Here is a 25,029-nt window from a genome sequence, read left to right as displayed (position 1 = left end):
GAAATCTTGCGTCTTGTCGTGCAGCGCTACCTGCGCCGGGCCGCCTGCGCGTGCTCCATGTACATGTGCTCGACCGAGCGATCGAGCGAGGCGATCTTCTCGAAGCCGCGCCGCCAGTCCTGCAAATGCCGGCGCGTCCACAGCACACCGGCCTCGCGGTCGCGGCGATGGATCGCGTCGATGAGATGGCGATGCGCCTCAACCAGGCGCGGACCGCCTTCAGTCACGCCGGTCACGATCATCTCGGTGGTCGGATAGAACAATTGTGCCGCCGGCTCGCGCGCGAGCTGGAGCACACGGTTCTGCGAGGCCTTGGCGACCAGCACGTGGAATTCGGCGTCGCATTCGGCCAGCCTCGCGGGATCGCCGACCACGGCCTCGCTGCGGGCGAGATTGTCCGTGAGCTCCGCGACATTCTCCTCGCTGGCGCGCTCCACGGCGCCTTCGATGCTGGCGACCTCCAGGGTCATCGACGCCTCGTAGAGTTCGCGGAAGGTGACCTCGTGCAGGACCAGCGCGCGGCTGAGACGGCTTGCGAGCCTGCTGTAGCGCGGCAGGCAGGCATGCAGGCGGCGCGAGGAATCGCGGCTGATCAGCCCGCCCTCCTCCAGCACGCGGATGCCCTCGCGAATGGTCGAGCGGTTCACCCCGAACTGGCGGACCAGATCGTGCTCGGTGCCGATGGGATCGCCGGGCTTGATCCGGCCATTGACGATCTCGCGCTCGATCGCGTCGGCGACCTTCTGATAGGCCGGCGCGACATCGATCGGGCGAAACAGCGGCGCTAAAGGCAAATCCACCCCCAAATGGCGATTGTCCGACAAATTATAGGCTCGGCTCGAAACTGCGTCAAACCTCGTCAGATATGCCGCATGCGCAACAAATTGACTCCTTTGGAACCCGCCTCTAACTTTGTCGGACAAAGGGACAGAATAGCCCCGCTTTAAGAGGAAACGTATCCATGAGACCTATCGCAGCCCTCGTGTCTGCGGCCGGCCTGCTGTCGGCTGCCCTGATCACCCCCGCCTCCGCTCAGCAGGCACCGCTCAAGATCGGGGTGCTCTCCGATTTCTCGTCGGTCTATTCCGACATCGGCGGACAGGGGAACGTCGAAGCCACCAAGATGGCGATCGAGGATTTCGGCGGGCAGATGTTCGGTAAGCCGATCGACATGGTCGCGGCCGACGTGCTCAACAAGCCCGACGTCGCCTCCACCATCGCCCGCAAATGGTGGGAGACCGAGAGCGTCGACATGATCATCGATCTGCCGACCTCGGCCACCGCGCTCGCGGTGATGGAGCTGTCGAAGCAGTATGAGAAGATCATGATCGTGACGGACGCGGCGAGCTCCGACATCACCGGAAAGTCCTGCTCGCCCTATACCGCGCACTGGACCTACGACACCTATGCCAACGCCCACACCGTCGGCAGCGCCATCGTCAAGAACGGCGGCGACAGCTGGTTCTTCCTCACCGCCGACTACGTCTTCGGCCATTCGGTCGAGCGCGACACCAGCGACGTCGTGAAGGCGGCCGGCGGCAAGGTGCTCGGCAGCGTCAAGCATCCGCTCAACTCCTCGGACTTCTCGTCCTTCCTGCTGCAAGCGCAGGCCTCCAAGGCCAAGATTATCGGGCTCGCCAATGGCGGCGGCGACACCATCAACGCGATCAAGCAGGCCGGCGAGTTCGGCATCGTCGCCGGCGGCCAGAATCTCGCGGCGATCGTGATGTTCATCTCCGACGTGCACAGCCTCGGCCTCAAGCTCGCGCAGGGCCTGATCATCACCGAGGCCTATTACTGGGACCTCAACGACAAGACGCGCGCCTTCGGCAAGCGGTTCATGGAGCGCGTCAAACGGATGCCGACGATGAACCAGGCCGCGACCTACAGCGCGACGCTGCATTACCTCAAGGCGGTCCAGGCCGCCGGCACCCGCGATACCAAGACGGTGATGGCGAAGATGCGCGAGATGCCGGTGAAGGACGCCTTCACCGACCATGGCGTGCTGCGCGAGGACGGCCGCATGGTGCACAGCATGTACCTGTTCCAGGTGAAGAAGCCGGACGAATCCAAGGCTCCGTGGGATTACTACAAGCTGCTCGCCGAGGTGCCCGCCGATCAGGCGTTTCGTCCTCTCAAGGACGGCGGCTGCCCGCTGGTGAAATGAGGCGGCCCGGATCTCGCCGATCGTAATCCGTTCAGCACATCTGGCTCGTCCGCTCTTTCAATCCGAGCGGACGAGCGACAAGGACACGCAGCCGAAAAATCGGGCAAAAACGCTTCGCGCCGACGTCTGATCTGCATCAAGTTGCGGTGCAAAATTTGGCTGCAATGTTGAGGTCGCCCTCCCCGCACAATTCGCGGGCCGGGCCTACGTCTCTCAACAATGGGCGCCATCTCACGGCGTTTTGAACAGATGAACTTCACTTTCGGTCGCGTCATCGCCGCGATCGCCGTCCTCCTTGCAGGTGGCGGCTATTACTACTGGCAGCATCGCGATACCAACACGCTGCCGGCAGGCTTCGCCCGCGGCAATGGCCGCATCGAAGCGGTCGAGATCGACATCGCGACCAAGACACCGGGCCGCATCCGCGAGATCCTGGTTGGCGAAGGCGACTTCGTGCGCGCGGGCCAGGTTCTGGCGCGCATGGACACCGAGCAATTGCAGGCACAGCGGCGCCAGGCCGACGCGCAGCTGCAGCGCGCGTCCATCAACGTCGAGACCGCAAAGAGCCTGGTGAATCAGCGCGAGGCCGAGCGCAAGGCTGCCGAGGCCGTGGTCGACCAGCGCGTCGCCCAGCTCGACAGCACGAACCGCAAGCTCGATCGTTCCGAACAATTGATCAAGACGAGCGCGGTGTCGCAGCAGGTCCTGGACGACGACCGATCCGCCAACGCCACGGCGAAGGCGGCGCTCGCCGCGTCCCACGCCCAGGTCGCGGCATCCGAGGCCGCGATCAGTTCCGCACGCGCTATGGTGATCGACGCCGGCGCTTCGGTCGATGCCGCAAAGGCCGCGATCGAAAGCATCAATGCCGACCTCAACGACAGCGTGCTGAAGGCGCCGCGTGACGGCCGCGTGCAGTATCGGGTGTCGCAGCCCGGCGAGGTGCTCGCCGCCGGCGGCCGCGTCCTCAACATGGTGGACCTCGGCGACGTCTACATGACGTTCTTCCTGCCGACCGCCGATGCCGGCCGCGTCGCGATCGGTGCCGAGGTTCGCCTCGTGCTCGACGCCATCCCGCAATATGTGATCCCCGCCAAGGCCACCTTCGTCGCCGACGTCGCGCAATTCACGCCGAAGACCGTCGAGACCGAGGAGGAACGCCAGAAGCTGATGTTCCGCATCAAGGCGCATATCGCGCCCGACCTGCTGCGCCAGCACATCGAGCACGTGAAGACCGGGCTGCCCGGCATGGCCTATGTGCAACTCGATCCGGCCGCGCAATGGCCCGGCAATCTCAACATCAAGCTGACGAGATGAGCACGACGGCCGCAGCCGAGCGACCTGCCGGGCGCGGCAGCGTGGTGCATCTCGAAGGCGTGGGCCTGAGCTACGGCAAGACCCGCGCACTCGATGCCATCACGCTCGACCTCCCGTCCGGCTGCATGGTCGGATTGATCGGCCCCGACGGGGTCGGAAAATCCAGCCTGCTATCGCTGATCGCAGGCGCCCGCGCGATCCAGCAGGGACGGATCGAGGTGCTCGGCGGCGACATGGCGAGCTCGCGCCATCGCCGCAACGTATGCCCCGACATCGCCTACATGCCGCAAGGACTCGGCAAGAACCTGTATCCGACGCTGTCGGTGTTCGAGAACATCGACTTCTTCGGCCGCCTGTTCGGACACGACAAGGCGGAACGCAACAGGCGGATCGCCGGCCTGCTGCGCGACACCGGTCTCACGCCCTTCGCCGACCGGCCCGCGGCAAAACTCTCCGGCGGTATGAAGCAGAAGGTCGGGCTGTGCTGCGCGCTGATCCACGATCCCGAGCTGTTGATCCTGGACGAGCCGACCACCGGCGTCGATCCCTTGTCGCGTCGCCAGTTCTGGGAATTGATCGCCTCGATCCGCGCCAGCCGGCCCGGCATGAGCGTGATCGTCTCGACCGCCTATATGGAAGAGGCCGCTCAGTTCGACTTCTTGATTGCTATGAATGCCGGCCGCGTGCTGGCGACCGGAACGCCCGCCGAGCTCAAGCGGCAGACCGGCGCCGCTACGCTCGACGAGGCCTTCATCCGCCTCCTGCCCGAAGCCGATCGCGGCGACCATGCCGACGTCGTCATTCCGCCCAGGAGCGGGGACCATGACGAGGTCGCGATCGAGGCCGATCATTTGACCCGGCGGTTCAACGGCTTCGTGGCCGTCGACGACGTCAGCTTCCGCATCAGGAAGGGCGAGATCTTCGGATTCCTCGGCTCGAACGGCTGCGGCAAGACCACGACCATGAAGATGCTCACGGGCCTGCTGCCGGTGAGCGAGGGCACGGCGCGGCTGTTCGGCAACACCATCGATGCCGGCGACATGTCGGTGCGGCGGCGCATCGGCTATATGTCGCAAGGCTTCTCGCTCTATTCGGAGCTCACGGTCGCGCAGAATCTCGACCTGCATGCGCGCCTGTTCGAGCTGCCGGCGGAGACCATCGCCCCGCGCATCGCCGAGATGATCGGCCGGTTCGATCTCGCCGACGTCGCCGATGCCCTGCCCGATGCGCTGCCGCTCGGGCTGCGCCAACGGCTGTCGCTGGCGGTCGCGATGATCCACGCGCCCGACATCCTCATCCTCGACGAGCCGACCTCCGGCGTCGATCCGGTCGCCCGCGACCGCTTCTGGCAGATCCTCGCCGAGCTGTCCCGCAAGGACAACGTCACCATCTTCGTCTCGACCCACTTCATGAACGAGGCCGAGCGTTGCGACCGCATCTCGCTGATGCATGCGGGCAAGGTGCTGACGTCGGACACGCCCGCGGCGATCGTGGCGGCGCGCGGCACCGCGACGCTGGAGCAGGCCTTCATCGCCTGCCTGGAAGAGGCGATTGCCGACACCGCCGATGCACCCGGCCAGCCGGCGCCCGCGCCGACCATGCCGGCTGAGACGGCGGCAGCACCGCGCAAGCGCGGCATGACGTTCAACCCGACCCGGATGCTCGCCTATTCCCGGCGCGAGGCGCTCGAGCTGCGGCGCGATCCGATCCGCGCCACGCTCGCGATTCTCGGCAGCGTGCTGCTTCTGTTCGTGCTCGGCTACGGCATCAGCATGGACGTCGAGAACCTGACCTTCGCCGTGCTCGACCGCGACGACAGCGCGATCAGCCGCGATTACAGCCTCCAGATCGCGGGCTCGCGCTACTTCACCGAGAAGTCTCCGATCGTCGACTATGCCGATCTCGACCGCCGCATGCGTGCCGGCGAGATCGGCCTCGCCATCGAGCTGCCGCCGGGCTTCGGCCGTGACGTCAGCCGCGGCCGCCATGTCGAGATCGGTGCCTGGGTCGACGGCGCCAATCCGACGCGGGCCGAGACGCTGCGCTCCTATGCTCAGGCGATCCACGCCACCTGGCTCGCGCAGAAGGGCCGCGAGCTCTATGGCGAGGCGGCGGTCGCCGGCTCCTACCAGCTCCAGCTACGTTACCGCTACAACCCCGATGTCATCAGTGTCGTCGCGATGGCGCCGGGCATCATCCCGCTGCTGCTGGTGATGATCCCGGCCGTGCTCGCCGCGCTCGCGGTGGTGCGCGAGAAGGAGCTCGGCTCGATCGTCAATTTCTACGTGACGCCGGTGACGCGGCTGGAATTCCTGCTCGGCACGCAGTTGCCCTATGTCATGCTGGCGTTCGGCAACTTCCTCCTCCTCGTCGGCTTCGCCCTCGCCGTCTTCCGCGTCCCCTTCACCGGCAGCTTTCCGACCTATGCGCTCGCCGCGCTGATGTATGTCACGGCGACGACGGGCATGGGGCTGGTGATCTCGGCCTTCATGAACAGCCAGATCGCGGCCCTGTTCGGCACCGTGCTGATCACGCTGATTCCCGCGATCCAGTATTCCGGGCTGATCGACCCGGTTTCATCGCTGCAGGGGGCGGGCGCGCTGATCGGCCGGCTCTACCCCACCACCTATTTCGTCACGATCTCGCGCGGCACCTTCTCCAAGGGCCTGGCGTTCGACACCCTCCACAACGATCTCCTTGCGCTCGCCATCATGGTTCCCGTCCTGGTGATTGCCGGCGCGATGCTGCTGAAGAAACAGGCCCGCTGACATGCGTATCGACAACGTGTTTCAGCTCGGCATCAAGGAATTGCGCGGCCTCGTGCGCGACCCCATGCTGCTCGTGCTGATCGTCTATTCCTTCACGCTGGCGGTCTATGCCGGTGCCAAGGCGCTGCCGGAAACGTTGAACCGCGCCGCGATCGCGATCGTCGACGAGGACCATTCACCGGTCTCCACCCGCATCGAGATGGCGTTCACGCCGCCCTATTTCTCCGAGCCGCGCCTGATCTCGCAATACGAGATGGACCGGCGCATGGACGCCGGCCTCGACACTTTCGCGCTCGACATCCCGCCCGATTTCCAGCGCGACCTCCTGGCGCGGAAATCGCCCAGCATCCAGCTCAATGTCGACGCGACGCGGATCTCGCAGGCGTTCAACGGCGGCGGCTATATCGAGCAGATCGTCAGTGCGGAGATCGCGGAATTCCTGGCACACACGCGCAATGTGCAGACGCCCCCGATCGAGCTGGCGCTGCGGGCACGGTTCAATCCGGAGCTGAAGAAGTCCTGGTTCGGCGCCATCGACCACGTCATCACCTCGATCACCATGCTCTCGATCATCCTGACCGGCGCGGCGCTGATCCGCGAGCGCGAGCACGGCACGATCGAGCATCTCCTGGTGATGCCGGTCACGCCGCTGGAGATCATGGTGAGCAAGGTCTGGTCGATGGGCGCCGTGGTGCTGGTCGCCTCCGCAGCGTCCATCGCCTTCGTCGTCAAGGGATGGCTGGCGGTCACGATCGACGGCTCGCTGGCGCTGTTCCTCGTCGGCGCCGCGCTGATGCTGTTTGCGACCACCAGCATGGGCATCTTTCTTGCCACCGTCGCCGGATCGATGCCGCAGTTCGGGCTGCTGCTGATCATGATCCTGCTGCCGCTGCAGACCCTGTCCGGCAGCATGACGCCGCGCGAGAGCATGCCGCAATTCGTCCAGGACATCATGCTGGCGGCGCCCAACACGCATTTCGTGATGCTGGCCCAGGCGATCCTGTTCCGCGGCGCGGGCCTCGAGGCAGTGTGGCCGCAGCTCGTCGCGCTCGCTCTGATCGGCGGCGTCTTCTTCGTGATCGCGCTGCGCCGGTTCCGCGCCTTCCTGGCCTGACGCGCCGCCGCAGCTTTAGAGCTTGTGCCCCTTCTGGCGCAGCGCCTCGATCAGGCGCTGCTTCAGATCGTCGGCGGCCTTCTGGCTGACCTCCTGGCTGATCTGCACACTCGCCTGCGCCAGCGCGTCCGACTTCTCCAGAAACTTCTTGCCGGCCGGCTGGGCATAGAACGCCTCGATCTGGCGCAGCTCGTCCACGCTGAAGTTCTGGGCATAAAGCGACGCGACCTGGTCGACCATCGATGCCAGCAGCGGGGCGTAGATCTCGGCGCCGGGCGCCGTCATCGCGTCATAGTCGCGCTCGATCTCCGGCCTGTCCTGCGCCACCAGCGGCCGGAGCCTGAGCAGGAGCTGCGGCAATTGCGCGCGATACTGGTCCGCGATCTTCAAGGTGAGGACGAGCTTGCGCGCTGCGCTCATCGCCTCGGGCGCCGGTCCCTGAGCGAAGGCATTGCAGGCCAGCAGCAGGAGGATGCCGGCGATGGTCAACACGCGTCTGGACATGGATGACTCCGTTGGCTGGCAATGCTCAATGCGCTGCGGGCGCCGCGGCGGCGGTCGTCGCAGGCGCGTTGTCGAGCGCCGCGTCGTCCTCCTCGACCTCGGTCACCCGCACGAACAGGTTCGGCACGCGCTTGGCCCGGTCGAGCAGCCAGGCCGCGCCGATCATGATGACGATGCCGAGCGCGGAGACGGCGAGCTGCTCCCATATGCCCCTGGTGTACTGCGTCAGGATCCAGTGCGCCGAGAACGACAGGAAGACGCCGAGGCAGAAGATCGGCAGCGAATGCTGGCCGCAGAGGATGATGGGGCGCAGCCAGACCCCGTGCAGCGCCCGCCATTTGCGCGAGATGAAGTGCGTGACCCAGATCGCCAAGGCGAGGAAATGCGTGAAGCGCAGCATGTCGAGATCGGTCTTGTCGATCGGGTAGATCGACTTGATCATCCATTTCGGGATCAGCGCCTCGAGCGCGTGGATGTGCCAGGTCATCACGATGACAAAAGCGAAGACCAGCCAGGCCGCCGCCAGTCCCATCGCCGTCCTCGACCAGACCCATTTTGCGATCGTGTCGATCTGCCCGATGCCGCACCAGGCGGCGAACACGAACATCAGCTGCCAGCAGAACGGATTGAAGTACCATTTCGTGCCGGGCGGATAGGAGGCGATGTTCCAGTCGAACCAGCGCGACAGGACATAGAGCAGGACGGAAGCGGCCAGCGTCAGGTTCGGCCGGCGCACCAGGCACCACACGACGACGGGCGACGCGGCCACCAGCGCGATGTAGAGCGGCAGCACGTCGAGATTGACCGGCTTGTATTTCAGCAGGATCGCCTGCCCGATCAGCTCGTCCGGATGCGACAGGAAATTGAAGACATTGAACTCATGCGCGTACATCGGATTGTCGAAGCGGCGCACGGTTCGCGCTATCTGCGCCGTGAACAGCAGGAACAGCATGATGTGGGCGACATACAATTCCGCCGCGCGCCGCCACAGCCGCTTGGCGGCCGCGAGAAACCAGCCGCCCGCGATGACGGGCCCGTAGATCCAGCCGACCAGATAGCCCGAGATGAACACGAAGAACTCGGCGGCGTCGCTGAAGCCGTAATTGCGCAGCGTGAGCCAGGCCACGACGTCCTGCGGGATGTGGTCCAGGAAGATCATCCACAGGCCGATGCCGCGGAAGAGATCGAGCCGCAGGTCGCGCTCGACCGGCGACAGCAGAGCTGACTGGTTACGGGTGATCATGGCCCCGCCTCTCTCGCTGGGCGTCGCGCCATCGCGGCGCCGGCAAAATGGGATGCTAAAAAGAATTTCTCAGAAGTCACCTGGCCCTGCGGCTGGGGCCGACGGTAGCCCACCCTGACCTCCAGGCAAGGGCTCGCCGTTGCGGCCAGCGGGCTGCCATTCACGCCCGCCCGTATCAAAATATCGAAAAACAACCCCATGCACAGTAGCTAACCCATTGTGCGGCTTGTGGGATTTATTTGACCTGTCGGGCCATCGACCGCTCGCCGCGGCACCGATCGGGGGCCGGCCGGGAGCGACGTCAGATCAACTCGCCGCCGCGCGCCAGCACCTCGTTCAGCATCGCCTCGGCCTTGCTCTGCAGCGGCCGCGCGCCGCTTTCGGCGGCGATCGCAATGGCCCCGCGCAAGGACGCGAGGATGGCCGCCTTGTTGTCCTCGCTGGACGGCGGCGTCACGATGGCCTCGCCGAGCAGGGCCTCGGCCTCGAGGCCAGAAAATCCCTGCTGGCGGGCGGTGTTGCGCGCCTCGCGCAGCATGTTCTGCGCCGCCTGGACATCGCCGAGGCGGTAGGTCGCGAGCCCGAGATAGATCGAGCTGCGCAGCACCGCCGAGGTATAGCCGACCGCCTTCGCCTCCTCGCGCGCTTCGGTCAGCATGCCCCGCGCCCGCTCGAACAAGCCCTGCTCCAGATAGGCGATGCCGAGATGGCAGGCGAGCACAGGCACGAACAGGCGGATGCCGTGCTTCTGCGCCAGCACGAAACCGTCCTCGAGAATGGCGGCGGCAGCGGCGGGATCGTTCTGGCCGAGTTTCAGCCAGCCGCCGCTATAGGCGGCGGCGACGCGATCATAGGGACGGCCCGTCTCCTCGGCGATCGCCGCGGCCTGCTGCTGGACCTGCTCCGCAACGTCGAGCTTGCCCATGACCGTGTGGGTGAAGCTCTTCATCATGCAGCAGAGCAGGAGCAGCGATCGCGGGGTCGTGCCGATCGGCGCACTGGCCTGCGGCCCCTCCAACTGGGCGTGAGCCTCGGTTAATGTGAGCTCTGCTTCGCGATAGCGGCCGGCGAGGAAATACGCCTGTCCGAGCCCGTAGCGGGCCAGATTGAGCCACCCCGCATTGCCCCACTCTTCCGCGAGGCGAACCACCTCGTCCGAAACCGCGACGGCTTCGACGGGCGCTCCGAAAAAGTTCTGCGCCCCGGCCCGGACCGTCATGGCGGCGACCTTGCGTCCGATATCGTCGATCGCTCCCGCGCGCCGTTCGGCCTCCTTGCCGAGATCCATCCACTCGGTCACCTGGCCGGATGCGATGAAAGCCGCACGGGCCTCCATCCGCAGGTCGATGGCATCCGTCTCCCGCAAGGGCGTCATCGGCGTCCTGTCGAGCGCGCCCATCGCGACCTCGAAATAGCTCGCCGCATCCGAAAACGCCGAGCGGCTCAGGCATTTTCGCCCTGCGCTCCTGCCGTGGCTGAACGCCTTGAGCCAATCGCGGGCGCGCACCGCGTGATAGCACAGCGCGTCGGGCTCGTCGGTCCCGGCCCCCTCGCTCTCCAGCCTTGCAAGGATACGCGCGTGAATGTCCTCGCGCACCTTTTCGACCATCGAATCGTAAGTCACCTGGCGGACCATCTCGTGCCGAAACTCGAGCACGTCGTCCAACTCGCTGTCCATCCTCACCAGCAATTCGGCGCGATCGAGCGCCGCGAGGCATTCCCGCAGGCTATTCTCGGGCAGCTCGAGCAGCGAGCGCAGCATGGCAACGCTCGATCGCGGGCCAAGCGCGGCCGCGACCTGCAGGACGGAGCGCTCCTGCCGCGACACGCGATCGAGCCGCGCGGCGATGACGCCCTGAATGCTCGAGGGAATGCCGAGCTCCTCGATCGGACGCACCAGCGCGAGATTGCCCCATTGGCCGTGGAGCGTTCCGCTGTCCCGAAGCCCGCGGCAGACCTCCTCGATGAACAGGGGGACATTGGCGGTGTGCGAAATGATCCGGTTCTTCAGATCGTCGTTCGCCGCGGAGGGACCGAGCATGTCGGCCAGCATGGCCAGCCCCGAATCATCGTCGAGGGGCTGCATCGCAACGACCTCGGCGCGGCAGCGCGCGATCCAGACCGGCATGCCGTTGGGCCTGGATGTGAGGAGGACGAGAAGACCCGGCACCTGAAGCGAAGCGATCGTCGCCATGATCGTATCGCTGGCCCGGTCGATCCAGTGCAGGTCCTCGAGCAGGAGAACCGTTGGCTGGCGGTGGGCGATACGCTCGACAATGGCGCAGCTGACCTCGGAGATCGCACGTCCGCGGGCATGAGGCTCGAGCTGAGTCCACTGCGGATTCGAAATCGGCAGATCCAGTACGGCATCGAGGGCGCAGCGCTGAATCTCCCCGAGATCGTTCCGGGGATCGGAGGGGCTGCCGGGGTCCCTGACCACCGCCTCCAGCACCGAAAGCAGGAGACGCTTGAGCGTACTGAACGGCGCCCCCTGCAGGTTCGGGCTGCACTCGGCGTCGATCAGGCGCCAGCCGTGGGGCCTGAGCTCCTGGACGAATTCGTGCGCGAGCCGCGATTTGCCGATGCCGGCATCGCCCAGCAGCAGGACCGTCTGCCGGCTCGTTCCGGCGCTCGCGACCGCACGGGACAGCAACGCCCGCTCGGTCGTTCGATCGACGAACCGCGAGACGCTGCGCGCGCGCCGCACCCGCCAGCTCGACAGGTCACTCGCCCCCACGATCCGGTAGACCGGCACGGACTGATTGAAGCCGCGCAGCGGCTTGCCCCCCAGAAACTCAAACCGGACATGCCCTTCGGCAAGCTCCTGGCAGGCCTGCGACACGTAGATCTGATTCGCCTCGGCGGCCGCTTCCAGCCGGGCCGCCAAATGCTGGGCAGCCCCGCCGATCTCGTAGACCTTGGAAAACTCGCTGGCGACCATGTAGGCCACGACATGGCCGGAGTGGAGACCCACCCGAACCTGAAGCCCGGGGTCACCGAGGCCCGCGACGCGTCGGACCAGCTCGATCGCCGCATGGCAGGCGAGAGGGGCGTGATTGTCGTCCGCGATCGGAGCGCCGAACACCGCCGAGAGCCCATCGCCCAATTCCTTGCTGACGATGCCTCCGAACTGACGCACCGCGGCCCTCATCGCCGCCAACGCCGGCTCCAGGCGCGAGATCGCCTCCTCCGGATCGAGATCGGCAACGAGCCCGGTCGAGTCCACGACATCGGCACGGAGGATCGTCACGAACCGCCGTTCGCTGTCCGGTTCGGAGCGCCGCACCGCCACCCCGCATTTGGAGCACCAGCTGTCGCCTGGGTTGATCGCCGACTGACACGCGGCACAATACATTTCCGTGCCTTCAAAAATCGCTGCACCGTCCTTCGACCGATGCTCGCGAGGAGCCCGGCGCAAGATTACCTATCGGAAGATTCGTGGCAATCGAACTTGCGTGCAAGCATAGCCGCATCACCAGCCGGCATCTCTCTGGACGAAGCACATTTTCGAGTGATAGCGTTTGCGCGCGCGAAATGGGGCCGCGCTTCTCGGGGGCGCCGAGGGCTTTCGTTCTGGCCAACGAGCTTTGCTGGGCTGCAGGTCACCCTGATTGATTAGATCATATCGAAGGACAAGGCGATGGGCGGACGGACATATAACGGCAAGCAGTTCAAAGACTTGATGAACAGCAATTACTACCCCCTGGCGAACATGAAGAAGAGCGTGGCCAAGCTCAAGGCCTCGGACGACATCGATCTGCCGACCCTGGAATACGGTCAGTACCATCTGATTTTGACGCCGGCCTCGAAGTGGCCGCAGGGCAGCGCCAAATACTGGCACAAGGAGAAGGGCCGGGCGCGTCTCGACCTCAGCACCCAGGCGAACACCGTCCCGCTATCCAGGGACGAGCCCGGTGTCATCCCCCTGACGCGATGCGACCTGCTCGATGCCTGCGTCCGGAAGTGCTTCAACTCCGAGCCGCCGATCCCGATGAAGACCAACATCATCGTCCACGCGCCGAACGACGCCTATGCCCACCGGCACGAGATCCGGCTGGAATGGGAGTACAAGAAGGGCTCGGACAAGCCTACGCTGCTGAATCTGACGATGGTCTGCCCGCACCGGGACTGAGCCGAATCGTTCTATGCTCTTGAGGACGTCACCATCGCCCGCGCGCCAAAGCCGCGCGGGCGTTTTTCGTCGGCATCACCCATTGGCCGCTGAACGACTCGTTGCCCATCCGACGCTCCCGTCGCCGATGAACGGCGACGAGATCAGGATCTTGCCGGGAGAGAGGCCGGGCCGGAGCTGAGGTCACATCCCCATGCAACGTTCCCACTTCCGCCGTTGTTCGGGCGAGACCTGCCCGGATTCATTCTGCGCCTGGGTGAAGCCCGCCTTCCGCTGGCAAGCGCCACTCTTGCCCATGCCGGAGTTCTCTCCCGCCGGAGCCGCATCCCGACAGGCCCGATAGGGGTTTGCCTTATCGGCCGGGACGGCATAGGCGCGCCATTGGGCGTAGGTGAAGCCGTATTTCTTCATGCAGGCCAACGCATGCGGCGTGCTGTTCGAAGGCTCGGCCAAGGCCGAACCCGACGCGAGCACCGTCAACGCGAGGGCTGTCAGGATTGTCTTCTTCACGTGATTTCTCCAAGAGAAGGGATCGCGTGGGCCTTCGTGGGCACAGCGATCGTTGCAAATCTTCAGACAGAAAAGGCTGAGCTCTTGCGGACGCGCGCGCCCGAAACAGGCGCGCTTCCGCTCGCGCCGATCAGTCGGTGCCCTTGTAGCCGGACTGCTTCCGACACTTGTCGCGGACGGCCAGGGCTTCCTTCCGGGGAATGTTGAGGCGGACCGAACCGTCGGGATTGCGAACGGCGCCGTGCGCGACCATGCAGTCACGCGTGGCTTGAAGGGCGTCCTTGGCAGAAGCGGAAACCGTGAAAATGGCCGTCAGCGCGAGAACCGATATGGCGAGAGATTTCACAATGATGTCCTTATGCATTTATGACGTTCGGGTACGTCGCGTTGCACTCTCCTTGATCGCAGACTGATCGCCTTCGAGGATTGGACTCCGAGAGATCATTGCAGGCAGCAAATAGCTGCCGTCCGCACGCAAGGGTTTGCGTGTGACGTCGCAGCACAGATCGAAAATGATGCGTTTGTGTCCCCGCCCCTTCAGGTGTCGTCACGGCGACGGCACGTACCCCACCAGCGCGTCGCAATCACAGGTTTAGCGCCGAGGTTCCACGATTGCAACCGCTGCGGTGGCCCGCGACGCCACAAGGCTGCGCCAAGTGAGAAGCCTCTTCCGCCTTGCGATTTCGCCGCGCCTAACGAGGCTTGGCGTCCGACCGGAAAGACGACAGGATAATCCGCCCTCCAGAGGAGCGACAAAGATTCTGGATTTGCCGGAAGGATTCCTTGGAGAGCTTCGAAGATGTTGGCTGCCTTAAAGGCAGGGTGATGCAAAAATTTTTCAGGGAGCGGATATGCGCACGATTTCTGGTTACGCGTTGCTATTCTCATTGATTGTTTCTTGCGGCCAAACGGCATCGGCAATGCCGGGCGAGGCTCGCGCGAACCAGCCTCCGACTGGAATCATGTTGGCACAAGCTGCTCCGACAAACCGTCCTGCCGCAGTTGAACGCGCTGTGACGGTTGTGATCAGGGGGACGGTCCAAGGTGTCGGTTATCGCGACTGGACGATCGCGAAAGCCAGATCGCTGCGCGTCCGGGGATGGGTGGAGAATGCGCCGGACGAAACCGTGCACGCTCTCTTCGGCGGCTCGACCGCCGCGGTCGAAGCCATGCTTGCGGCATGCCGCAGAGGCCCGCCCCGCGCTCGCGTAACAGCGGTCGAGGACCTGCCGGCTGACCCCACCGACGTTCCGATGGGATTCAGGCGGCGAAACTGACGCGAAGATGAGGCTGGCCGGATGATGTGGGCTTTGCGGCTCATCCGGATCAGGCCCGACCATCATCCCCTCCGATCGGGGCTCCTCGCGTGGGTGATCGGCGGGGATAGCGCGCACGATCTCCTCGGCGACTATCCTCGTTGCACTGATCGGCGCATCGACCGGGCCGAAGCTGGTCGATACGCTCACCCGATGCGCCGTGCGTCTGCTGTCGCCGCGATCGCGGCAACAGCTCCTTGGCCTTACCTCCCCAGCACCATCGACAGCGGTACGGCGCTGTAACCTGGCGGCGGCTTGACGTCGCCGGTGCCGGCCAGGATCGGCGCGGGCACGGATTCATCGACGGTGGCGGGGCCAATGCGGCCCCAGTCGTAGAGAAACAATTCCTCGTAGAAGCGCGTGATGTCGGGGTCGTAAAAGATCAGGCTGGAATGGGCGTACAAGAGGGGCTCGGACAAGCCGACGCTGCTGAACCTGACGATGGTCTGCCCGCACCGGGACTGAGCTTCGGTCACAACAGGCATCAATCCCGATACAGAATGACCCGCCCGACGCGGGCCATTTTCACATCCGCACCGGCGAGCCTGCCCCTCATGGCAGATAGAGATATCTCACAAGGGTCCGCCCGACCGCTTCCAGGCTCTGCACCGAGCATTTGTCGGGCGTGTCCTCGGTGGTGTTGTAGAACGGCTCGTATTCGATATCGATGACGACGAAGCTCGGAATAAGCGCGAGCTGGAAGGCGGTGTGGTCGTCCCCGACCGCATAGGGCGCCGGCTGTTTCTCGAAAATGCCAGGCGCGAGCTTCAGCCCGATCTCCCAGAATTTCCTCACCTCCACGGCCGCCGAATTGAGGCCGGATTGCTCGGCCCTCAAGCGCATGTCGCGAAAGCAGACCATGTCGAAGTCGAGCATCTTCTCCGGCCTGGCATTCGGGTAGAACTCGGCCAGGTGATCGACGAAATACGGCGAGCCGATCGCGCGGTAGTTCGGGTCGCCCGCGCCCAGCGAGATCGGCCCCTCCTCGCCGTCGAAGAAGATCATGTCGATCCCGACCGGCGGCACACCCGGCAGTTCCGACAGCACGCGCGCCGTCTCCAGCAGCACGGCGACGCCGGAGGCGGAATTGTTGGCGCCCGGCATCGGCGCGTCCGGGCTGTTGCGATCGCGATAGGCCTTGATGATGCCGTCGTAATGGGTGGCGACGATCACGCGGCGCGGATTTTCCGGATTGAAGCGGGCGATGATGTTGGTCATCGCCATGGTGCGGCCGGCCTCGTTCGCGGTCCAGCGCTGGAGCGTGACGGCGCCGAACTTCGTCTTCTTCAGCGCGGTCGTGATGTAGTCGATGGTCTGCTGATGCCCGGGCGTCTCCATCGCGCGCGGGGTGAAGCGGACGAGATCCACGATGACGGCGAGCGCCCGCTTGCCGTCCCAGGCTTCCGCATTGACCTGAGCGGCCCTGGCGCCCCCGGACTTGTCCTGGGCGGGAAGCGGCCCGGGCAGGAACACCAGCAGCACGAGGGCGAAAGCCAGCCGGCACCGGAGCTGTTGCGGCATCGTTCAGGCCTTGCCGGCCCGCCGCGCGGGCGTCAGGAACAGCAACGCGGCGCAGGCCGCGAGCACCAGGGCGAAGATATAGGTGATGTTGCGCGAGCCGACCGACGGAATCAGCACGAAGGTCGTCAGCAGGGTGCCGGCGACATTGCCGATGGTGGAAACGCCGTAGACGCGCCCCGCCACGCGGCCGGCCGCATCGGCCGAGCGGGTCAGCAGGCTGACGGCGACCGGCGAGAAGATGCCGAGCAGCGACAGCGGCACCAGCAGCAGCACGGCCGAGGCCGACAGCGTCGCGGCGGGGCCGGCGCCGAGACGGCCCAGAATGCCCTGCATGACGGCGTCCGCGGTCGCCGGCACCAGCGCGAGCCAGAACGCCGCGGCCAGGATGGCAAAGCCGATGGCACGCTGCGGGGAGATGCGGTCGACGATGGCGCTGCCGGCGAAATAGCCGATGGCGAGCGCACAGAGCACGGTCGAGATCAGGCTCGCCCAGGTGCCGATGCCACCGCCGAAATAGGGAAAGAGATAGCGGCTGCCCAGCATCTCGAAACCCATGAGAACGCCGCCGGAGAGAAACGCGACGAGATAGATCGCCGGCGCGAGGAATCGGGCCGGCGTCAAGGAATCTTCCTGTTGTGCCGCTCGATGCTCTTCAGGGTCTCGACCGGCGCGAAATCGTCGGTCAGCACCGTGGCCTTGGGGCTGATCGCCTGCGTATCGTTGAGATCGACGGGCTTGCGCATCGGCAGCATGGCGGCGAGCGGGTAGCGCAGGCCATAGACCTTGTCGCGCTCGCCCGCGACCGCGGCAAGATCCTCCGCCTTCCGTGCGGGGCCGTCATAGGCCACGGTGACGTAATTGTCGTCCGACTTGTAGAATTCGAGCTGCGGAAACACTGCGCCGATCGTCTTCATGGCGGCATCGAACAGCATGGTGTCGGACGCGACGTTCTGCACCACGACGCCGCCCTCGGCGAGGTGATCCCTGACGAGCTGGTAGAACTCCTTCGTCAGCAGATGGAACGGCACGAAGGGCCCGCGATAGGCGTCGATCATGATGACGTCGTATTTGTCCTTCGACTGCGACAGGAACAGGCGGCCGTCCTGGGCCTCGACGCGGAAGTTCGGCTCGTCCTTGAGCCCGAAATATTTTCGCGAGAGCTCGACGACCGCGGGATCGAGCTCGACCGAGGTGACGCGGATGTCAGGCAGGAAGCGGTGCAGATACCAGGCGGTGCGACCGCCGCCGGTGCCGATCTCGAGGATCGACTGCACGTTCTTTGCGTACATCAACCCGGCGGTCATGAGCTGGGTGTAGGTCAGCAGCAATTCCCGATCGTCGCCGCTGTTGAACACGCTCTCGGCGTAGATCTGCTTGTTGTGCCCGAATGTCAGGATCACATATTGCGAGCGCTGATAGACATAGATGTTGTTGTACAGCGACTCCCGCGATTCCAGCAGCCGCGGCGGCTCCACCGGAGGCGCGTTCTGCGCGGATGCGGCGCCGATGGCGAGAGACGCGATGGCGAGCGTGCTGAACAGGACTGATCGCATGAACACGAGACACCGCTTCCTAAAGAAAAATCGAAGGATGAATGGTCTGCCGTCTTGATAGACCATCGCGGCGGAGCGGAACAGGTCAGGCGCCCGGGCCGGCGCTTGCCCCAAAAACAAAAATGGCCCGCGCGATGCGAGCCATTTTCATATCGGATCCGGTCGATCCGAATTTGGTTGCGGGGATAGGATTTGAACCTATGACCTTCAGGTTATGAGCCTGACGAGCTACCGGGCTGCTCCACCCCGCGTTAAACACTTGCGCGCCTTCGGTGAGATCCCGGGGACGGTCGGTTGAGGCCGGCGCTGTTCGCGTGGCTTTCCCAGTCCGTCCCAAAGGCTTCCTTGGAAGGCAACCCCGGGCAAAGCCCGTCGGGTGCGGGGCGTATGTAACAAGGTGAGCTGGCTTTGGAAAGGGCTGCGGGAACGTTTTTTTCGACTTTATGACAGGGGAATCGACCGATTTCCGCAGCGTTTCCTGTGCTCTTGCCAGAAGTTCCACAAAGGGCCAGCTTGCGGCAACAAGATTAGAGGGTGAAACGCGCCCTCAAGGGAGGGAACGCCGTGGACAAATCCCTGACGAGCGCCCCGGTCGGAGCGCTGGAGGAGGCCTTCCACGCCATGGTCGCGCGGTCGCGCGACGAGCCGGCACCTGGCCTTGCCGAGCGGCTCGACCGGCTGGCGCGGCTGCGCAGCGTGGTCGCCGACAACGAGGAGCGCTTCCGGCAGGCGATCTCGGCCGATTTCGGCCACCGTTCCGCGGTCGAGACCACCATCGCCGAGACGATGCTGCTGTTCTCCGAGATCCGGCACGCGACTAAGCACCTGAAGGCCTGGATGGCGCCGCAGCGGGTCGCCACCGCGCTGCAATTCCTCCCCGCCCGCAACCGGCTGATACCGCAGCCGCTCGGCGTCGTCGGCATCATCGCGCCGTGGAATTATCCGCTTCAGCTCACGCTGGCGCCCGCGATCGGCGCGCTCGCCGCCGGCAATCGCGTCCTGATCAAGCCGAGCGAGCTGACGCCGCATTTCTCTGGGTTGCTGAGGGAGACGATCGCCGCGCGATTCGATGCGACGGAGCTGCTCGTCACCGGCATCGAGAGCGAGATCGCAGAAGCCTTTGCGCGCCTGCCGTTCGATCATCTCGTGTTCACCGGCTCGACCCGGGTCGGGCGGCTGGTCGCGGAGGCCGCAGGGCGTAATTTGACGCCCGTCACGCTCGAGCTCGGCGGCAAGTCGCCGGCCATCATCGACGCCTCGGCCGATCTCGAGGAAGCGGCCGAGCGCATCGCCTACGGCAAGCTGCTCAATGCCGGGCAGACCTGCATCGCGCCGGATTACGTGCTGGTGCCGGAGCCGGCGTTGCAGGCCTTCGCCGAGAAGGTGCGCGCCCAGATGCGGCGGATGTTCGGCATCGATCCTGCGAACAAGGACTACACGTCGATCATCTCGGACCGGCATTATGCGCGGCTCGAGGGCCTGGTTGCGGATGCCGCGCAGCGCGGCGCAAAAATCCTGCAGCCGGCGAAGCCGGACGATCCCAACTGGAAAGCGCACCGCAAATTCCCGCCGACACTGATCGTCGGCGCGACCGAGGCGATGGCGGCGATGCAGGAGGAGATCTTCGGGCCGGTGCTTCCCGTGCTCTCCTATCGCGATCCGGCGGAGGCCATCGCCTTCATCAACCGTCGCGACCGGCCGCTTGCGCTTTACTGGTTCGGCAAGGATGGCACCGCGCGCGACGAGGTGCTGGCGCGCACCGTCTCCGGCGGCGTCACCGTCAACGACTGCCTGTTTCACTTCACGCAAATCAACCAGCCGATGGGCGGTGTCGGCGCATCCGGCACCGGCGCCTATCACGGCGAATGGGGCTTTCGCACGTTCAGCAAGCTGAAGCCGGTGTTCTACCGCTCCAAGTTCAATCGCCTCGCCGATCTCTATCCGCCCTATGGCGGCAAGATCGCACGGCTGGAGAAGCTGATGCGGTTCATGTCGTAGGGGCAGTCATTCCGGGGCGCGCGCAGCGCGAGCCCGGAATCCATCTATCGGCATCACAGTGGTGACATGGATTCCGGGTTCGCGACTTCGTCGCGCCCCGGAATGACGACAAATGGGGGAAACAACATTGACGGACACATTCGATTTCGTCGTCGTGGGCGCAGGCTCCGGCGGCTGCGCGGTGGCGGGGCGGCTGTCGGAGGATGCGGGGACATCCGTGGCGCTGCTCGACGCCGGCGGACGAAACGACAGCTGGCGGATCACCACGCCGTTCGGGCTGGCGCTGCCCTACAAGGCCGCCAACTGGGGCTTCGACACGGTGCCGCAGAAGGGATTGAACGGCCGGATCGGTTATCAGCCGCGCGGCAAGGGCCTCGGCGGCTCCTCGGCGATCAACGCCATGGTCTACATCCGCGGCCACAAATGGGACTACGACCATTGGGCCTCGCTCGGCAATGCCGGCTGGTCGTATGCGGACGTGCTGCCCTATTTCAAGCGTTCGGAGAACAATTCCGATTTCGACGGCGAATACCACGGCAAGGGCGGTCCGCTGCATGTCAACCGGCTGCGCACCGACAATCCGATCCACGACGTATTCCATCAGGCCGCGCGCGAGGCGCAGTTCCGCATCCGCGAGGACTTCAACGGCGAGGACCATGAAGGGCTCGGCAGCTACCAGGCGACGCAGCACAATGGCGAGCGCTGGAGCGCGGCGCGCGCTTATCTGCAGCCCCACATGGACAAGCGCGCGAATCTGCGCGTCGAGACCGGCGCGCACACCACTAAGATCCTGTTCGAAGGCAAGCGCGCCGTCGGCATCGAATATGTCCAGGGCAAGCAGAAGAAGCAGCTGCGTGCGCGCCGCGAGGTGATCCTCGCCGGCGGCGCCTTCCAGTCACCGCAATTGCTGATGCTGTCGGGCATCGGTGATGGCGACGCGCTCGGCAAGCACGGCATCGGCGTCGTGCATCATCTGCCGGGCGTCGGGCGCAATCTGCAGGACCATCCGGATTTCGTGTTCGTCTACGCCTCCGACTATCCGCATTTCGTTCACGCCTCGCTCGGCCGGCTGCCGTCCCTGCTCCGCGCCATCCAGCAATATCGCCGCGAGCGGCGCGGCCTGATGACGACCAATTTTGCCGAATGCGGCGGTTTCCTGAAGACCCGTCCCGACCTCGACGTGCCTGATATCCAGCTGCACTTCATCATCGCGATGCTCGACGATCACGGCCGCAAGAAGCACAAGGAGGCGGGCTTCTCGTGCCATGTCTGCCTGCTCCGGCCGAAGAGCCGCGGCAGTGTCTGGCTCGGAAGCGCCGATCCGCTCGCAGCTCCCATGATCGATCCGAACTTCTTAGGGGAAGAAGAGGATCTCGAGACCATGGTTGCGGGCTTCAAGACCACGCGGCGGCTGATGGAGACGCCGGCGATGCGCGCGCTGCAGAAGAAGGACATGTTCACGTCGGACGTGCGCACCGACGACGACATCCGCAAAATCCTGCGCAATCGCGTCGACACCGTCTATCACCCCGTCGGCACCTGCAAGATGGGGACGGATGCGATGGCCGTGGTCGACCCGGCACTGAAGGTGCACGGCGTGGAAGGATTGCGCGTCGTCGATGCCTCGATCATGCCGACGCTGATCGGCGGCAACACCAATGCGCCGACCATCATGATCGGAGAGAAGGCGGCGGATATGATCCGGGGGGAGATGCGGGCGAGTTAATGCGAGGCCTGTACAGCGGAGAAGTGCGAAGCTCTCGCCTCGTCCTCCGCCGTCGTCCTCGCGAACGCGGGGACCCATAACCACAGGGAGGAGTTATGGCGCGAGCTGGTCACTCCGGGTCTTCGCCCAACTTCTTCCTGTGGCTATGGGTCCCGGATCTGCGCTCCGCTTCGCTGCGCTTGTCCGGGACGACAGCGGAGCAAGACAAAACAGCCCCGCTCAATTCAGCAAGAACCCGCCATCCACCGTCACCACGCTGCCCGTCATATATCTTGACGCCTGCGACGCCAGCAGCAGGATCGCGCCGTCGAGATCGGACTCGGCGCCGACGCGGCGCTGCGGGATGCGCTTGGCGAGGCGCTCGCCCGCTGGTGTCGACCAGAACGCGTGGTTCATCTCGGTGTCGATATAGCCGGGCGCGAGCGCGTTGATGCGGATGCCCTGCCCGGCGAGTTCGAGTGCCATCGCCTTGGTCGCCTGGATGATGCCGGCCTTGGAGATCGCATAGGGCGAGACCGCCTTCAGCACGCCGGTGCCGAGCACGGAGGCAATGTTGACGATATTGCCCGACTGCTTGCGCGCGATCATGCGGCGCGCGACTTCCGTCGCGAGGAAATAGGCGCCCTTCAGATTGGCACCGATCACCGCGTCCCAATCCGCTTCGGTCTGCTCGGTCGCGAGCTTCTCGATGGCGATGCCGGCGTTGTTGATCAGCACGGTGACGGGACCGAGCGCGGCTTCCGCCACATCGACCGCGCGTGCGATCGAGGCGGTGTCGGCGACGTCGAGCGCGACGGCGGCTGCGCGGCCGCCTTTGCTGCGGATCTCCTCCTCCAGGCTCTTCAGCTTGCCGGTCTGCCGCGCCGCCAGCGCCACCGCTGCGCCATGGGCCGCCAGCACCCGGGCAAATTGCCGGCCCAGCCCCTGGCTCGCGCCGGTGACGAGGATGGTTTCTTTACTGACGTCGAATAGATCTGACATGACGCATTCCTTGCGCGTTTTTCCGAGCTTTGGAGCCGAAAATACAGACGATTTTAGCGATCTGAAACCGGAATGATCGGTTCGGCGTTCATTCGTTCCATCGAGGCAGGATTGCACTCATGAACAGTTTCGATCTCGCCGTCTATGCCGCGCTCGCCGTGGCGATCGGGTTCGGCTTCAGGACCGGCCTGCTGCGAAGCGCGATGACCATCCTCGCCTATCTCCTCGCCGCGCCGATCGCGGTGGCGCTGATGCCGCTGATCGTGCCGCAGATCGCCGGCAATCCGAATACGCCGCTGCTGCAGAACTGGATCTGGCTGTTCGGCATCTTCGTGGTGGTCGGCATGCTGTTCGGATATATCGGCCGCCTGGCGCTGAACGACACGATCCGCGACGCCGGCATCGGCGACCGCCTCGGCGGCGCCGCGCTCGGCGCCGTCAGGGTCGGCCTCGTCGCCACCACGCTGGTGCTGGTGTTCGACCAGATCGTGCCCGCCAATCGCCAGCCACCGTTCCTCGCCGGCTCGCATCTGCGCCCGCTGTTCTCCACGGTCGGGCAGATGGGCTTCAAGTCGCTGCCGCCGGAGGCGACCTCCACGATCGATCGCCTCAAGCAGGAACGGCGCATCTAGAGCTCAGCCGCATTTGCATCGCCGCGCCGACGCGCATGCATTTTGGTGTGGGCCCGTCCCTTATCAGCGGCGTCACACTTGGCTAGAGTGCGGCCCATCCAAAACCTGCATGCTATTTCGGGAGTGAAACAGTGGATCTTGGGATCAAAGGTCGCCGCGCCATCGTCTGCGCATCCAGCAAGGGCCTCGGGCGCGCTTGCGCCATTTCGCTGGCGGAGGCCGGCGTTGACGTCACGCTCACCGCGCGCGGCGCGGAAGCCTTGAAGAAGACGGCGGACGAGATCCGGAAGGCCTATCCCAATGTGAAGGTCACCGAGATCGTCGGCGACATCACGACGCCGGCCGGTCGCGAGGCCGTGCTGAAAGCCTGCCCCGAGCCCGACATCCTGATCAACAATGCCGGCGGCCCGCCGCCCGGCGATTTCCGCAACTGGACCCGCGACGACTGGATCAAGGCGATCGACGCCAACATGCTGACGCCGATCGAGCTGATCAAGGCGACCGTGGACGGCATGATGGCGCGCAAGTTCGGCCGCGTCGTCAACATCACCTCGGCCGCGGTGAAGGCGCCGATCGACATTCTCGGCCTCTCCAACGGCGCGCGCGCCGGCCTCACCGGCTTCATCGCCGGCCTGTCGCGCAAGACCGTGATCAACAACGTCACCATCAACGGCCTGTTGCCTGGCCCGTTCGAGACGGACCGCCTGACCAGCACCGCGAAGGGCGAGGCCGACAAGCGCGGCACGACGCCCGAGCAGGTGCTGGCCGAGCGCGCCAAGCTCAACCCCGCCGGCCGCTTCGGCCAGCCCGACGAGTTCGGCTATGCCTGCGCCTTCCTGTGCGGCGCCAAGGCCGGCTTCATCACCGGACAGAACATTCTACTGGATGGCGGCGCGTTTCCGGGGACGCTGTGAGGCGTCGCGCCTGAAAGAGCGCGATCAACGCAAAACCGTCGTGCCCGGGCTTGTCCCGGGCATCCACGTTCTTTGTACTGCGGAGGAAGACGTGGATGGCCGGGTCAAGCCCGGCCATGACGATGTGGAGGCATCAGAGCCCGATCATCACCGCTGCTTCGTCGGCTCGTCCTCGTCCTGCTGGCTCGGACCGGACGAGTCGGGCGTCGTACGCTCGTCGGTCCAGTCGACGCCGAACTCGTCGAGCCCATTCGCGAGCAAATCGCCCAGCATGGGATCACCCAGCAAATAGTGCACGGTTTCGCGGCGCGGGCTGCGATACTCGCCCCGCGCTTCCATGGCGCGGGACCGCAGATCGTCCCAATCGTCGATCGTGCCATCGCCCCGGCCGAGCCAGGTCAGCGTGACGAGATCGAGCTGCTCGTCCTCGTTCAGCGCAATCATGAAGCTTCCGAGCTCCTGGACGACGGGATCGGATCCGTCATCCTCGAGCACGTCGAGCGCATCGTCATCGCTCGGATTCGACCCGGAATCCGGATCGGAATTGCCCTCCTTGACGTCGAATTCGCGCGCCTTCTCGATGATGAACGCGACTTTCTCGGCGGATATTGCAAGCTCTGGCATGGCTCCCTC

22 protein-coding genes and 1 tRNA gene are annotated in these 25,029 nt (G+C 65.1%); 10 read left to right on the top strand and 13 right to left on the bottom strand.

What is annotated here, in order from left to right; all coding sequences use genetic code 11:
* Positions 1–26 precede the first annotated feature (26 nt).
* Positions 27–794: a FadR/GntR family transcriptional regulator gene (locus QRQ56_RS21115; RefSeq protein WP_438742801.1), complete on the bottom strand. Its 768-nt coding sequence runs from the start codon at positions 792–794 to the stop codon at positions 27–29.
* A gap of 167 nt (positions 795–961) precedes the next feature.
* On the opposite strand from QRQ56_RS21115, the gene QRQ56_RS21110 reads away from it, so the two are divergent.
* The 4 genes from QRQ56_RS21110 (at position 962) to QRQ56_RS21095 (ending at position 7,366) form a co-directional block, all read left to right on the top strand.
* The gene (locus tag QRQ56_RS21110) at positions 962–2,167 is read left to right on the top strand and encodes an ABC transporter substrate-binding protein (RefSeq protein WP_438742800.1); all 1,206 of its coding nucleotides are present in this window, start codon (positions 962–964) and stop codon (positions 2,165–2,167) included.
* Positions 2,168–2,416: 249 nt separating this feature from the next.
* A complete protein-coding gene (locus QRQ56_RS21105; protein ID WP_438742799.1) occupies positions 2,417–3,484 on the top strand; it encodes an HlyD family secretion protein in 1,068 nt (355 codons plus the stop codon).
* Positions 3,481–6,252 carry a ribosome-associated ATPase/putative transporter RbbA gene (gene rbbA, locus QRQ56_RS21100; RefSeq protein ID WP_438742798.1) on the top strand — a complete coding sequence of 924 codons (2,772 nt, stop codon included), beginning with the start codon at positions 3,481–3,483 and terminating at the stop codon, positions 6,250–6,252. Before QRQ56_RS21105 ends, rbbA begins: the two co-directional genes overlap by 4 nt.
* 1 nt (position 6,253) lies before the next feature.
* Positions 6,254–7,366 (top strand): ABC transporter permease, encoded by a 1,113-nt coding sequence (locus tag QRQ56_RS21095; RefSeq protein ID WP_438742797.1) that lies wholly within the window; start codon positions 6,254–6,256, stop codon positions 7,364–7,366.
* A 15-nt stretch (positions 7,367–7,381) separates the two neighbouring features.
* On the opposite strand, the gene QRQ56_RS21090 is transcribed toward QRQ56_RS21095, so the two are convergent.
* The 3 genes from QRQ56_RS21090 to QRQ56_RS21080 all read right to left on the bottom strand — a co-directional run bounded on the left by QRQ56_RS21090 (position 7,382) and on the right by QRQ56_RS21080 (position 12,468).
* Complete coding sequence (locus tag QRQ56_RS21090; RefSeq protein WP_438742796.1) at positions 7,382–7,870, bottom strand: DUF2059 domain-containing protein; 489 nt, start codon at positions 7,868–7,870, stop codon at positions 7,382–7,384.
* A 25-nt stretch (positions 7,871–7,895) separates the two neighbouring features.
* Complete coding sequence (locus tag QRQ56_RS21085; protein WP_438742795.1) at positions 7,896–9,113, bottom strand: OpgC domain-containing protein; 1,218 nt, start codon at positions 9,111–9,113, stop codon at positions 7,896–7,898.
* A 301-nt stretch (positions 9,114–9,414) separates the two neighbouring features.
* Positions 9,415–12,468, bottom strand: coding sequence for an ATP-binding protein (locus tag QRQ56_RS21080; RefSeq protein ID WP_438742794.1), 3,054 nt, complete (start codon positions 12,466–12,468; stop codon positions 9,415–9,417).
* Between the two features lie 285 nt (positions 12,469–12,753).
* Here QRQ56_RS21080 and QRQ56_RS21075 point away from each other — a divergent pair, with 285 nt between their 5' ends.
* Positions 12,754–13,245 carry a hypothetical protein gene (locus QRQ56_RS21075; protein WP_438742793.1) on the top strand — a complete coding sequence of 164 codons (492 nt, stop codon included), beginning with the start codon at positions 12,754–12,756 and terminating at the stop codon, positions 13,243–13,245.
* A 183-nt stretch (positions 13,246–13,428) separates the two neighbouring features.
* On the opposite strand, the gene QRQ56_RS21070 is transcribed toward QRQ56_RS21075, so the two are convergent.
* Positions 13,429–13,755 carry a hypothetical protein gene (locus QRQ56_RS21070; RefSeq protein ID WP_438742792.1) on the bottom strand — a complete coding sequence of 109 codons (327 nt, stop codon included), beginning with the start codon at positions 13,753–13,755 and terminating at the stop codon, positions 13,429–13,431.
* 130 nt (positions 13,756–13,885) lie between these two features.
* Complete coding sequence (locus tag QRQ56_RS21065; RefSeq protein ID WP_438742791.1) at positions 13,886–14,119, bottom strand: hypothetical protein; 234 nt, start codon at positions 14,117–14,119, stop codon at positions 13,886–13,888.
* A 487-nt stretch (positions 14,120–14,606) separates the two neighbouring features.
* On the opposite strand from QRQ56_RS21065, the gene QRQ56_RS21060 reads away from it, so the two are divergent.
* Entirely contained in the window at positions 14,607–15,032 is a 426-nt protein-coding gene (locus QRQ56_RS21060) for an acylphosphatase (RefSeq protein ID WP_438742790.1), read from the top strand.
* Positions 15,033–15,274: 242 nt separating this feature from the next.
* Here the strand turns inward: QRQ56_RS21060 and QRQ56_RS21055 are convergent, their stop codons facing one another.
* The 5 genes from QRQ56_RS21055 to QRQ56_RS21035 form a co-directional block, all read right to left on the bottom strand.
* Positions 15,275–15,490: a hypothetical protein gene (locus QRQ56_RS21055; protein WP_438742789.1), complete on the bottom strand. Its 216-nt coding sequence runs from the start codon at positions 15,488–15,490 to the stop codon at positions 15,275–15,277.
* 133 nt (positions 15,491–15,623) lie between these two features.
* Positions 15,624–16,592 carry a M28 family peptidase gene (locus QRQ56_RS21050; protein ID WP_438742788.1) on the bottom strand — a complete coding sequence of 323 codons (969 nt, stop codon included), beginning with the start codon at positions 16,590–16,592 and terminating at the stop codon, positions 15,624–15,626.
* Positions 16,593–16,595: 3 nt separating this feature from the next.
* Complete coding sequence (locus QRQ56_RS21045) at positions 16,596–17,213, bottom strand: fused MFS/spermidine synthase (RefSeq protein ID WP_438742787.1); 618 nt, start codon at positions 17,211–17,213, stop codon at positions 16,596–16,598.
* On the bottom strand, positions 17,210–18,145 hold the full coding sequence (locus QRQ56_RS21040; protein WP_438743016.1) for a spermidine synthase: 936 nt from the start codon (positions 18,143–18,145) through the stop codon (positions 17,210–17,212). Before QRQ56_RS21040 ends, QRQ56_RS21045 begins: the two co-directional genes overlap by 4 nt.
* A 174-nt stretch (positions 18,146–18,319) precedes the next feature.
* Positions 18,320–18,396 (bottom strand) — tRNA-Met (locus QRQ56_RS21035).
* A gap of 370 nt (positions 18,397–18,766) precedes the next feature.
* On the opposite strand from QRQ56_RS21035, the gene QRQ56_RS21030 reads away from it, so the two are divergent.
* Both QRQ56_RS21030 and QRQ56_RS21025 read left to right on the top strand, forming a co-directional pair.
* The gene (locus tag QRQ56_RS21030; protein ID WP_438743015.1) at positions 18,767–20,143 is read left to right on the top strand and encodes a coniferyl aldehyde dehydrogenase; all 1,377 of its coding nucleotides are present in this window, start codon (positions 18,767–18,769) and stop codon (positions 20,141–20,143) included.
* 127 nt (positions 20,144–20,270) lie between these two features.
* The gene (locus tag QRQ56_RS21025; protein WP_438742786.1) at positions 20,271–21,869 is read left to right on the top strand and encodes a GMC family oxidoreductase; all 1,599 of its coding nucleotides are present in this window, start codon (positions 20,271–20,273) and stop codon (positions 21,867–21,869) included.
* Between the two features lie 219 nt (positions 21,870–22,088).
* On the opposite strand, the gene QRQ56_RS21020 is transcribed toward QRQ56_RS21025, so the two are convergent.
* A complete protein-coding gene (locus QRQ56_RS21020) occupies positions 22,089–22,850 on the bottom strand; it encodes an SDR family oxidoreductase (protein ID WP_438742785.1) in 762 nt (253 codons plus the stop codon).
* Positions 22,851–22,969: 119 nt separating this feature from the next.
* On the opposite strand from QRQ56_RS21020, the gene QRQ56_RS21015 reads away from it, so the two are divergent.
* Both QRQ56_RS21015 and QRQ56_RS21010 read left to right on the top strand, forming a co-directional pair.
* Entirely contained in the window at positions 22,970–23,482 is a 513-nt protein-coding gene (locus QRQ56_RS21015; protein ID WP_438742784.1) for a CvpA family protein, read from the top strand.
* Between the two features lie 131 nt (positions 23,483–23,613).
* On the top strand, positions 23,614–24,396 hold the full coding sequence (locus QRQ56_RS21010) for an SDR family oxidoreductase (RefSeq protein WP_438742783.1): 783 nt from the start codon (positions 23,614–23,616) through the stop codon (positions 24,394–24,396).
* Between the two features lie 147 nt (positions 24,397–24,543).
* Here the strand turns inward: QRQ56_RS21010 and QRQ56_RS21005 are convergent, their stop codons facing one another.
* Positions 24,544–25,020: a DUF3775 domain-containing protein gene (locus QRQ56_RS21005; protein ID WP_438742782.1), complete on the bottom strand. Its 477-nt coding sequence runs from the start codon at positions 25,018–25,020 to the stop codon at positions 24,544–24,546.
* Positions 25,021–25,029: the final 9 nt, after the last annotated feature.

It is taken from the genome of Bradyrhizobium sp. U531 (genome assembly GCF_051710265.1).
Classification (GTDB): domain Bacteria; phylum Pseudomonadota; class Alphaproteobacteria; order Rhizobiales; family Xanthobacteraceae; genus Bradyrhizobium.
This window is presented reverse-complemented; position numbering and strand designations above follow the sequence as displayed.